This is a genomic window from Mesorhizobium sp. M7A.F.Ca.CA.004.12.1.1 (assembly GCF_003997835.1).
GTDB lineage: Bacteria > Pseudomonadota > Alphaproteobacteria > Rhizobiales > Rhizobiaceae > Mesorhizobium.
In genome coordinates, this window is record NZ_RZRK01000095.1 from 1 (window position 1) to 11,440 (window position 11,440).

At 59.1% G+C, this 11,440-nt stretch carries 12 protein-coding genes; 3 read left to right on the forward strand and 9 right to left on the reverse strand.

Annotation, left to right across the window (positions count from 1 at the left end; all coding sequences use genetic code 11):
* From EN984_RS07510 to EN984_RS07535, 6 genes are all read right to left on the reverse strand, one after another.
* Window positions 1–333: DUF3011 domain-containing protein (locus EN984_RS07510; RefSeq protein WP_127383684.1), on the reverse strand; the 333-nt coding region annotated here is incomplete at its 3' end.
* Window positions 334–404: 71 nt separating this feature from the next.
* Window positions 405–839 (reverse strand): hypothetical protein, encoded by a 435-nt coding sequence (locus tag EN984_RS07515; RefSeq protein ID WP_127266889.1) that lies wholly within the window; start codon window positions 837–839, stop codon window positions 405–407.
* Between the two features lie 412 nt (window positions 840–1,251).
* Window positions 1,252–1,986: a L,D-transpeptidase gene (locus EN984_RS07520; RefSeq protein WP_127266890.1), complete on the reverse strand. Its 735-nt coding sequence runs from the start codon at window positions 1,984–1,986 to the stop codon at window positions 1,252–1,254.
* A complete protein-coding gene (locus EN984_RS07525) occupies window positions 1,967–2,812 on the reverse strand; it encodes a DUF6065 family protein (protein WP_306254310.1) in 846 nt (281 codons plus the stop codon). The genes EN984_RS07520 and EN984_RS07525 overlap by 20 nt, the downstream gene beginning before the upstream one ends.
* Window positions 2,813–2,853: 41 nt before the next feature.
* Entirely contained in the window at window positions 2,854–4,245 is a 1,392-nt protein-coding gene (locus EN984_RS39345) for a collagen-like protein (protein ID WP_127383685.1), read from the reverse strand.
* A gap of 282 nt (window positions 4,246–4,527) precedes the next feature.
* The gene (locus EN984_RS07535) at window positions 4,528–5,205 is read right to left on the reverse strand and encodes a response regulator transcription factor (RefSeq protein ID WP_236382927.1); all 678 of its coding nucleotides are present in this window, start codon (window positions 5,203–5,205) and stop codon (window positions 4,528–4,530) included.
* 43 nt (window positions 5,206–5,248) lie between these two features.
* On the opposite strand from EN984_RS07535, the gene EN984_RS07540 reads away from it, so the two are divergent.
* Together EN984_RS07540 and EN984_RS07545 are read left to right on the forward strand one after the other, a co-directional pair.
* Window positions 5,249–7,330 carry a sensor histidine kinase gene (locus EN984_RS07540; RefSeq protein WP_127266893.1) on the forward strand — a complete coding sequence of 694 codons (2,082 nt, stop codon included), beginning with the start codon at window positions 5,249–5,251 and terminating at the stop codon, window positions 7,328–7,330.
* Window positions 7,331–7,665: 335 nt separating this feature from the next.
* Window positions 7,666–7,959: a hypothetical protein gene (locus EN984_RS07545; protein WP_164748768.1), complete on the forward strand. Its 294-nt coding sequence runs from the start codon at window positions 7,666–7,668 to the stop codon at window positions 7,957–7,959.
* 89 nt (window positions 7,960–8,048) lie between these two features.
* Here EN984_RS07545 and EN984_RS07550 read toward each other — a convergent pair whose 3' ends face one another.
* A complete protein-coding gene (locus EN984_RS07550; RefSeq protein ID WP_127266894.1) occupies window positions 8,049–8,648 on the reverse strand; it encodes an NADPH-dependent F420 reductase in 600 nt (199 codons plus the stop codon).
* Window positions 8,649–8,721: 73 nt separating this feature from the next.
* A complete protein-coding gene (locus EN984_RS07555; RefSeq protein ID WP_127266895.1) occupies window positions 8,722–9,456 on the reverse strand; it encodes an SDR family oxidoreductase in 735 nt (244 codons plus the stop codon).
* Window positions 9,457–9,733: 277 nt separating this feature from the next.
* On the opposite strand from EN984_RS07555, the gene EN984_RS07560 reads away from it, so the two are divergent.
* Window positions 9,734–10,630 (forward strand): LysR family transcriptional regulator, encoded by an 897-nt coding sequence (locus EN984_RS07560; RefSeq protein ID WP_127266896.1) that lies wholly within the window; start codon window positions 9,734–9,736, stop codon window positions 10,628–10,630.
* A 260-nt stretch (window positions 10,631–10,890) separates the two neighbouring features.
* Here the strand turns inward: EN984_RS07560 and EN984_RS07565 are convergent.
* On the reverse strand, window positions 10,891–11,440 hold a 550-nt coding region (locus EN984_RS07565), incomplete at its 5' end, for an HRDC domain-containing protein (RefSeq protein ID WP_206517412.1).

Below are 11,440 nucleotides of genomic sequence, written 5' to 3' on the forward strand. Positions count from 1 at the left end.
GACGTCATGACCGCGATGGTCATACATGCGGGCATTGGGATCAAAGCTGTCGCCACGTCCATGGTGGTAGCCGCCGACATCGGCGAAAATTCCGGAGCAGCCTTGCGCGACCCAAATATATTTGCTGCGTGGATTGTAGCCCCAGGTCCGGTTCAAAATACAAGGACTTCCGGAAGTCTGATGAATGAGTTGCGGCTTGCTCAGCGGGCCCGCCCAGCATTCGCCATACTGATAGTGCCTCGATTGGCATTCGACGGTCGATTGTGCGCGGGCATCAGAGATCATCCACGATGAGCCGAGCGCGAGCAAAGCAATGAACAGGTAACGTAGCATGTGAACCCTCCGGAGTGGTCAACGATCGGTTGCGTCGGTATCATCGAAAATGGAATTTCTTCCGCCAGGTGTCAGTCGTTGATCGCGGTGATCTTGATGGTGTTGCCGTCTCCGACGCCGGAGAACCAGACCTCGCCATCACCGATTGAGACGCCTTGCCAATTGGCGAACAGCGTCGGATAGGTCTGCTTGAGGACGGTCTGTTTGACCTTGGCGGTAACGATCTTGTCGTAATCCGTCACGAAATGCGCGGCGTCGTTTATCTTGATCGCCTTGCCGCCGATCCGGGCGCGGAAGGGATAATCGATCATCGACGCGACGGTCTGCTTGTCACCGGCACTGACAGCCTTCTGCAGCTTGTCGAAGAACTGCTGATAGGTTGTGTGACTGCCGAACAGCGCGTCAAGGGCCTGGTTTGTTTCAGCGGCGGTCTGCGCTGCCGCTGGACCCGCAACGGCGGTACTCAATAGCGCGGCGGAAACCAGCATGAATAGAGAGTGCCTCATCATAGGTCCTTTCACTCGGTGCGTTCAATTGCCAACCCATCAGCCTGGATTTGTCCTTCGGACGTTCGCGCCCTGACTGATGCCGACGGCGAACGGGAAGACGAACGGCATGCCGTCACTGACGTGAACTGATATATAGGCGCGTCCATTGATTTTTTTTATTTCAGTACACGCAAAAGGTGTAAAAAAGAATACCTAAACGTCGATTATGACGGACAGAGATGACGGTTAAGGTATCCAAAACCTTATTCGCGAGTGCTATCGATACGAGCAGCGACGCCTATGTCTTAAATTCTCCCTCTATGACGCAATATCGATAGAAGCAGAAATCTGCCGTCACCTGTGCCGCCGGCGTGGGTATGGTCCAGCGGCATCCGACAGCAAGCGTTTGCCTGCGCCTGTTCAATTCGCCTCACTTCACGATGACCTTTGCTCCCCGCGGCACCAGACTGTAGAGTTCGATCACATCCTCGTTGAGCATGCGAATGCACCCTGAGGACGCTTCAGTTCCTATGGTCCAGGGCTCTGAGGTGCCGTGGATACGATAAAGCGTATCCACGCCGTTCTTGTACAGATAGAGAGCTCGCGCGCCGAGCGGATTGTGCGTGCCGGGCCTGACCATGCGCGGCAGGTCGGGCGACTGGTTACGCATGTCGTCAGTCGGATACCATGCGGGCCACTCCGCTTTGCGCCCTACGCTGGCAATGCCCGACCAACTGTAACCGCTAGCCCCGACGGCGATGCCATAGCGCCGCGCCGTTCCATCGAGGCGGTATAGATAGAGGAACCTCTGCTGTGTATCGATCAACACCGTACCGGCAGGCAAGCGTTCCGGGGGCGTCACATCGACAGGCAGAAAGCGTTGGTCAAACTTGCTGCGATCGACGATGAAGACCTCATGCGGCTCCCTCGCGTAAGCGGCTTTCACGCGAACTAACTCTGTAGCCGTATTCGGGCTACCTTTTCCATCCGCCAGGCAACCGACAAGGAGCGCCGCCAGCGCCAATACAAAGCCCGACCGCACGAACTGGCGGATGCATTCCGGTCTTTCGTCTCTGCTCGAAACCGACCCGTTAATCGAACGGCCAAATGCTAGCGATCCAACTGGAGGAATGCGCACAGGCCGCTTACTCTTGGCTAGCTTCATCTACTGGCGAACCTTTTTCCTGGGCCCGCAACTGGTCGATGTGGATCGGCCGCTTCAGAGTTCGCTTTACTCGGTGAGTGTCATCCGCGACCGATTTCCCCGTCGGCGAAACACCCTGCAGATAGTGCTTCTGCCACTTCATCTCCTTGGTAAGCTCGTCGTTCATCTGCAGCCCGGCCGAAAACCGTCGACGTTCGCTATTCCAAACCTTATGTTCTTTATGGAACTCAGGATCGTCCTCCATCGGACGAATGACCGGCTGCACCTGCTCGATAGCGACACTTGGCATCATGGTGATGAAACAGAAAGGCTCGCCCTTGGCAAAAGTGACAGACCCAGGGCGGGTGAAGCGCCAATTCATGGTGAAACTGAACGGCAGCCAGTTGGTTTCCACCAAGCCGTCCAGGGGCGCGATTCCGTCCTTCATCCGGTTGGGGGAGCCGCGAGCCCACACCATCCAGCCCGGCTCGGTGCGAAACACGTAACCCGGATGAAAGGTTACTATGCCGTGCCCGAAGGTCGAGCTGATGAATCGGTGCGTGACGTTCGGTTCGTTTACATGGAAGGCGATGTCTTTTGTGGTGTTGTATCCGTTCCAAGTAACAGTCACATTTATGGGGTTCAACAATTCCCATCCGCTGGCATTGGCGATTGAAAGCGGCGTGCAACGATAGGCGAAATGCTGGTCGGTCGCATCCATCCAATCTCGCGTCCCCTCCGCGGCGACAAGCTCAGGGGGGTTCGGAGCCTGGATCATACAGTCAAGACGCGGGCCGGTCATACTCTCCGCTATCCTCAAACGATTCGATTCTAAGTTGCTGATCATGCCGCCAAACCGTAGCGGCATGACCAGGACAGAAGGGGGTACTATGGGCCTGCCGGTCCGGTAGGTCCCTCCGGTCCCACAGGCCCCTCCGGTCCGGCAGGTCCCACCGGTCCGGCAGGCCCAGTGGGTCCCTCCGCGCCGGGCGCGCCGGGAGGTCCAGACGCGCCGGTATCGCCGGGCGCTCCAGGTGTCCCGTCCGATCCGGGCAGTCCGACAGGCCCAGTGGGTCCGGCAGGCCCCTCCGCGCCGGGCACTCCAGGCGCACCAGCCTCGCCGGGTGCGCCAGGCGCCCCTGGCTGTCCCCAAACATTGGTGGAAGGCGTCGGCAAGTTGCCAACGTCTCTTACGATGTGCGATGGAAGGAAGTCGCCACGATCACGCTGAATCAAGGAACGACCTGGCTTGTCGGCATAATAATCGTTCTGACCATCCGTGACCGCGCACTCGAAATTCTGGTCCGGATCCTTGCAGAAAACTGTCTTCGGGGCGCTTCGATCGCCATTGGTGCCGAAGTGGAATCTCAAACCGGCCATCGCAGAAAAATCGCCGCTTGAGGAGACGTCGCTGTTCGTCAGATCGAAGCTGAAATCACTGTAGATAGAAGTCGCTATTCCGCTTCCGAACTCGGTCAGGTACTCGGCGCCGCCAACAAGTTGCGTTCTACCACCAAAGGCGTCGCGATGACGCAGGCCGCCATTAACCTTGAAGTTATCCGTAGGATAGTACCCGACCCTGCCTTCGGCGAACGGACTGACGTCCTCTTCAAGTGAGTTCCATTCTATGCCGGCAAGTCCCTCAAGCGTGGCCCGGCCCAGATAGTACTGGCCTTCAACGCCGAGCTTGCCTTCGACATAGCCGTTTTCAAGAACTCCACCATCATCGTAACCACCTCCGCCATGAAGGTAGCTTCCATACAGACCCAGCGCCCCAACTTTCGGATCACGGCGGAATAGATGCGCGGCGGCACCTGTGAAGTTACTGTTTGGCGTCACGCCACCAATCGCATCCACCTGGAAGCCGTATTTTTCACCGAGCGGGAGCGCCACGGAACCGTCGGTAAAGGCATACGGGTCGTGACCATTGGTTCCCGCGCCGAATCCGACACGCACGTTGGGCGCAGCAACGGCACGAGTGTCGGATTGCGGACTTGACAGGTACATGCGCCTCTCAACCGAGGATAGCGCAGCCATCTCGCGACTCTGGGCCACCGAACCCCTCAGGGTGGCCAGTTCTCCTTTAACCTGGGCAGTCTCGGCGTAGGCGGCCTCAAGTTTGCGCGCCATCTGCTTCTGATTTCGCTGCAGGTCCAAAATCATCTGATAGAGTTGTTCGTTGCTTGGCGCCCCCGCTAGCGCGGGGGTAATCCCGACATAGATGGATGCGAAGGTTAGAATAGAACAACTGGCAAATAAAACTCTCTTATGCTGCCGCATCCCGCACCCCTTCTGCGCACCGCCGCCCTCGTTATCTACCTCGCCACGCGCACGACACATTCCTGTTCGATTGCGCATAGAATGCGAACTATCTAACGAATGCGGATTTATCCAATCCTTTCCTTGAAGTAATTAATCTCGTGATTCCTCACAATCGCAGTAACTGTCATATCATTACACTTACTGTCAGTCGTTTGAGGATGCTCCTCGAATTCCTCCCTGTCCTCTCCCAAATTGATGAGATCGGCAATCTTCTCTCTGGACAGGGTCCGCACGATCATTCTAATCGGTGAAGGCGAAGCCTGACCCTCGAATTGCGTGCAAGGGGAGAAGCATGTCGGATTTCTTGGCTCTTCGACGCAACCGGCTCACGATGGTGTCCAGGTGGGCATAGTTGAAGTCATAGATGTCTGCGCCCATGGCTTCGACGAGCGCGCGGCGATCGACGGTCTTGCCGCGCTCACTGAACAAGCGTTCCAAAAAGTGCCGTTCCGAGGTGGTCAAGCGAAGGCGATGGCCCATGCCGTCGGTAAGCACCCAGCAGCCTTCCTCCAGGGTCCATCGTGGGGCCGGAGACGAAGGGGCGCGGCGCCTGTTGAGACGTTCATTGAGCGTCATCACCGTGGCAGCAAGCTCCCGAACATCAATGGGTTTGACGAGGTAAGCGTCAGCGCCCGCTTCAAGACCATTGAGCCGGTCGTCGATGGAACTCCGGGCCGTCGCCATGACGATCCCGACCGATTGCAAGGCCCGCAAATGGGAAGCTATGGAAAGGCCGTCTTCGCCCTCCAGGCCAATGTCGAGAATGACGATTTCAGCCGGCTTGGCGGCGCAGGCTCGGTAGAGGGCGGCAGCGTTGTGAAATCCATGTACGTTCAGGCCCAATCTGGATAGTCCGAAGACCATCTCCTCGCGGAAATCCCTGTCGTCATCAACAAGATAAACAAGGGGGGCGATCACGAGATCGCCCGCTTGTAGCCTTCTCCGACCATCTACGGACCCCATGCAGCAATCTGATAGCATTCGATTTCATTTATTCGCCGCATTGTCTATATTGTTTGTGTGTCTTGTGCCGCAAACGTTATGGGCGCTTCCGCTGAAACCGACGGACGGCCTCAAGGCTCCGGTTTCACTCAGCGGTCACCTCGCAATCTTTCATGATCCCACCGGCGCGCTCACGATCAACGATATCGTTTCCAAGCGCTCCAACATCCAGTTCGAACCCATCCCTTCGATGCTCACGCGGGGCTACCAAAAGGGCGCAATCTGGGCCCGGTTCTCCCTGTCTGCCTCAACGGCTCCAAGGCAATGGCTGCTGCAGGTAGAACGGCCCTTGATCGAACACATCACGCTGTATGTCTCTGACGGGGCGGGAGGTTATTCGGTCTTGCCCCCTAGCCAACTCAACCTAGGGGATGGAGCAGACGCCGACGCATATCCGGCCGTCTTCCCGATCTCCGTGCCGTCCACTCGAACCGATTATTACATCCGACTCCAATCGTCGACCTCGATCACCACTTCGCTGAACCTTTGGCAGAGTCAAGGCTATGAAGAGTATCGCCGATTCGACGATTGGATCATGGGCATGGTGGTTGGCGCTATTTTCGTCATGGTCTTCACCAATTTTCTGTATGCCGTATGGCTCAGGGATTCTTTATATCTTCTATACATCGCAGTTATCATAGAGTCTGGGCTAATAAGTCTCTTCCACATGGGATATGCATCCGAAGTTCTGATGTCCCTAGAGCCGAAAATCATACACCTAATTTGGGGTATTATCGTTTGCTTATACAGTATAGTCATGATGTTATTTTTGGCTAGACTATTTGAGTTTCACCGTCATTTGATCTGGGCGTGGCGCGTCTCCCAGGGTGTTGTACTGCTCAATGGCATCGCCTTGGCTTTTGCGATTGCGGGACGCTACGGCGACGTCGGGTTTTTCGTATCGCGACTGCAGCAGCTGTCTCTCATCTTCATTTCGCTGCTAGTGCTCTATCTGCTCATTGTGCGGCGACGGTATCAATACCTACTGTCGGCGATTGCATTTTTGGGCGTAATCTCTGTCCTGCTGGTGATGCAGGTGATGTATACTGGGGCCAACCCGTTCCAGCTGGACGGCTCTTTGTCCAGATTCTTGGCCGGCGGGACCGTGATTCACCTGGCGTTGCTCAGCGCAGCCGTCGCAAAGAGAACGCGGCTTGCCGAGCGCAGCTTGAGCGAGGAGAAGGATCGCGTCATCGCAGTGTCGCGGTTGGCCGAGCAGGAGCTGACTGTCAAGGTGCGCGAAAGGACCGCAGAGCTTGGGGAAAGAAACGCCTCGCTCAAGGTGGAAGTGGATCGACGTCACCAGCTTGAACTCAAGCTCAGGCAGGCTCTGGACACCGCCAACGATGCTCTGGCTCAGCAGCGGGACTTTGTGGCCTTGGTATCTCATGAGTTTCGCGGCCCCTTGGCCGTCATCTCTGCCGCCGCCGACAATCTGTCATCTTCTGCAGGTGAAAGCGCCGACAATATCAAGTTGCGCACCACAAGGATCCGCCAGACCGTCAAAAGGATGTCATCGCTGATTGAAAACGTCCTAGCCTTCGACCGGCTCAATGGTGGGCAGAAAACTCTTCCCACGATCAAGATGTTCGACCTGAATGAGGTTTTGCACGCCGCCGAAGCGGGGTTGGATGATGCTGCGGCCGGACGTGTTAGCTTCACTCACGGCGACGAAGTGATTGTGAAAGGTGACCGCAACCTGCTGGAGATTGTAATACAAAATCTGATCCAGAACGCCCTGAAATACTCATCGGTGACCAGCTCTGTGACGATCCGGCTGTCGACTGAGCAGGGCGTGGCGTTTGTACACGTGGTGGATCAGGGCTCTGGCGTAGCGCCCGACGACCACGAGTTCATATTCATGAGGTACTATCGCGCCGCGGGCCAATTGGTAAACGGCTCCGGTTTAGGGCTCTACATTTCACGCGAGATCGCCCGGCAGCACGGCGGCGGTCTCATACTGGCCGCCAGCGACATCAACGGGTCGACATTCCGCCTCTCACTGCCCGTCGAGGGGAACTGGCCTGCCCCTGAAAAGTGACCCTCCCTGACGTATGGCTTTTGGGCCGAACCAGGACTGAAGAAATGGTCGGAAAGAGACACAGTTGCGGCCGCTCATTGTCTACCGTTAACCTCCGGTAAACCTTGCGGATCTGGTAGAGAGGCGGCGGAAGAGCCGCCCGACCCAGGACACTCTGGCCTTCGCGGAGGCCGTAAAGCTTCGGCGATGGGCAGGCCATTCGGCATCTCCGCACATGGCGTCCGCAAGCGCAGCCAGCCGCTGTGAATTTGCCAGCCGGTTTAGCCCAAATGGGGGAAGAGGCCCGGCCCAAGGTCTCGTAATGGTTGGTTCGCCCAGCCAGTTAGGAGACCACTATGCGCAAAGCCTCTCTCGCCATCACAGTCGCCGGCACGGCCTTCTTCGGTCTTTCCACTGTCGCATCGGCATGCGTGTCGATGGACGGCAACTTCGTCGTAAACAACTGCAATTATCGCGTCATGGGAAATTACAAAGGCTCGGATGGCAGTTGGGGTGGCTTCGGACCCATCCGCGCGGGCGGTCGTGAGGTAACTTCCAAAAGACGCGATGCCGGCTGGGACATCAGCTATTGCAACTACGATTCATGGGCGGCAGGCACCTGCCGGCCGAAGGATCCCAGGCAAATGTAAGCCGCTTTCAAGCGCGTCGCTTTGCGCGCTCGGCTGACGATGTGGCCGGCGTCGAACACCGGCCACTCTGACGGCGCACGGTAAATCCGTTATTGCTCCTTCTTGAACTGATCCTGGAAGATCAGCTGGCCCCAAGTGCGGCCGCGTGCGTGCACCAGTGCGCCGCCCTCGTTGAGCTTCCCCAGCTTGACCGGTGCGAACCCGAGTTGTTTGGCCAAGACCGCCACGGGAGCGATCGCGTCCTCGTCGTCGCTCGAAAGAAAGACGACCCGGTGGCCGCCCTCGACGATCGGATCGGCAGCCAGGGTGGCCGCAATCAGGTGATTGAAGCCTTTGACGAGCTTGGCGCCGGTGAACGCCTTTGCGACGAAGGCCGAGGACGGCAGACCGTCCAGTTCTTCGGAGACTGGAAACACGTTCGTCGCGTCGATGATCGTCTTGCCTTCCCAGCTTGACAGCGCCTTCGCGACATCTGGGTGCGATTCGAAGCGGACAGCCAAAAAGATGATGTCCGCCTTGACCGCGTCCGCCAGCGTTTTCGGGATGATCGTGGGTCCGATCGCGGCCGCGGCTGATGCAAAGCTTTCCGGGTCGCGCGTGGTTGCCACGGACACTTCGATGCCGTTGCGGGCAAACGCCTTGGCAAGAGCCTGGCCGATCTTGCCGAAGCCGATAATTGCATAGCTCATGTATATTCTCCTTCAGTTTACCAGGCCCTGCGGGCTCGGGATATCGAATGGATGAACGGCGGGGCGTAGCGGGTCAGATTTGCGCCAAGCCCCCGTCGACGGCGACCTCGCTGGCGGTCATGAAGCTGCTGTCGGGCGACGCGAGAAACGCAGCCGCCGCCCCGATCTCCGCTGGATCGGCCATCCGCTGAAGCGGATTCATCGAGGCGAAGGCCTTCAAGCCCTCCTCGCCTATCGCTGCCTTCGCGAGTTCGGTCGCCGTCGGCCCGGGCGACAGCACGTTTACCCGGATGCCGGTGCCTTTCAAGTCTTCCGCCCAGGTCCGCGCGAGGTTGCGCACGGCCGCCTTGCTCGCGCTATAGACGCTGAATGCGGGCGCGCCCGTGGTGCCGGCGCTCGATCCGGTCAGGATAATCGAACCGCCCTCGCCCATCAGCGGCAGCGCCTTCTGGACCGTGAAAATCGTACCCTTCACATTGGTGTTGAAGGTTTCGTCAATGTGCTCGGCGGTGAGCTTGCCGAGCGGAAGCAGGCTTCCCACCCCGGCGTTGGCGAAGATGATGTCGAGGGTTCCGCGCTCGGCCTTCACCGCCGCATAGAGCCGATCGAGGTCGGCCTCATCCGAGACCGAGCCCTTCACCGCGCGGGCATTGGGCCCGAGTTCGGCCACAGCGGCGTCTAGCGCGTCCTGCCGGCGGCCGAAGATGAAGACGAAGGCGCCCTCCTCGATGAAGCGCTTCGCTGCGGCGCGGCCGATGCCGGTGGCGCCACCCGTAATAACCGCAACCTTACCGTCCAGTTTTCCCATGACTCAATCCTTCCAGCTTCTGTCTTTGCTCGTTCGGGGTACGCCCCGAGGACCTCTAGATGGGCCCGTCGGGGTCAGGTGGTGAGTGCGGAAGCGCGCACATCGGTGGTGCAAAATCGATCCGCTTTCAGGGCTGACGCCCGCCGCGACGATCCGTGTCCGCCATTCGGAATTGCGCCGCCCCTGTCGACATAAGCTATGATGTCCCGCCCCTACCGCTGTAGGATGTGCTAGATACGGGCTTTGGAAGGCGCACCGCGCGGTGCCGGATTGCACCATGATCGACTGGGATGACATTCGCTACTTTCTAGCCGTCGCACGCGGAGGCTCGGTGCGGGCTGCCGGCGCGCAGCTCGGGGTGAATCACTCGACCGTGCTGCGACGCATCGCACAGCTTGAGGAACGCCTCGGGGCGCAAATGTTCGAAAAGCTGCCTTCGGGCTACCGCCTGACGGCTGCGGGCGAGGAGGTCCTCGAGCTCGCGAACCAGATGGAAGCGTCGTCTCACCAGCTGGAGACGCGCGTCTTCGGGCGCGACCAGAGCGTGCGCGGGCTTCTGCGGGTGACGCTGGCACCCCCCCTCGCGACACACCTGCTCATGCCGGACTTCGCCGATTTCGCGAGTCTGCATCGCGACATCGAGATGGAAATCCTGTCGTCCGGCGAACTGGCAAATCTGACCAACCGAGAGGCCGACGTGGCGATCCGCGTCGTCTACGACCGCAAAACCCTGCCGCTCAATCTTCACGGCCTGAAGGGACCGGAGGTGTTCGGCGGCGTTTACATGTCCCGCGATCGCCTGGCCGCGTGGCGTGCGGGCGCAGCTGATCCCATCCGGTGGATCGTCATAAGCGCTCATGGGATTCCGGAATGGGCCAACGCGGGTGAGGTTCGCACCACGGGGGTTCCATTCAGGACCACGGACGCCGAGGCGCAGATCGTTGCCGTACGGCAAGGTCTCGGGATCACGACACTGCCGTGCTTCGTCGGAGATGCCGACCCCGTGCTGGTGAGGGTGCCGGGCACCGATCTGCACATGTACGGAACGCTCTGGCTTCTCACCCAGGGTGAGACACGCAAGACGAAGCGCGTGCGGCTCTTCACGGAGTTCATATCCCGCAGGCTCGCCGCCTACGCTCCGCTTCTCACGGGACTATCCATATCGCGCGACTGACGCCCAGCGGGTCGACGCTGCGGTGAATGAGCGGACAGCGGCACCTATTGCGGTTGCAGATGCTCAGCCATGAAGTCGATGAACGCCTCGGTCTCAACCTGATCTGTCGACTGGCCGGCCAGAGAACATTGAACTGATCGGTCTCGTCGGGGGCATAGGCGATGTAGGAATGGGCGGCGACGGAACAGAAGCTCTCGGAACGGATGCCTTCTCCGAAGATCCCTATGCTTCAGAGCGCGTGACCAGTCGCTGATCTGACCTCAGGCCGAGCCATCGGATTGGTGCTCGGCAATCGCACTCAGAAAAACCTGGCCGAACTCCTTCAGCTTTGCCGCCCCAACTCCATTCACTTCAGCGAAGGCGTCGAGGTCGTGCGGGCGGCGCTCGGCCATGTCGATCAGGGTGCGATCGGAAAACACCACATAGGCCGGCACCTGACGCTCCTTGGCGAGCCGCAGTCGCAAGGTCTTCAGCGCGGCCAGCAGCCCGGTGTCCACATCCGATTGCCCGAAATCCTGCCCGGAGCGCGTCTTGCCGCGCAAGGCGCGGCTGCGCACCTCGACACGATAATGGAACGGCATCTCGCCACGCCCAAGCGCATGGCCTTTTTCGGCGATGGCGAGGCCGCCATGACCGGCCGGATCCGGCATCAGGAACCCGCCTGCGACGAGCTGCCGGATCAGCGACAGCCAGAAATCCTTCTTGTGCGCCAGACCGCTGCCGAAACTCGTGAGCCTCTGGTGGTTCCTGGCAAGCACCTTCTCGGTTTCATGGCCGAGCAGGATGTCGATGACATGGCCGGCACCGAAG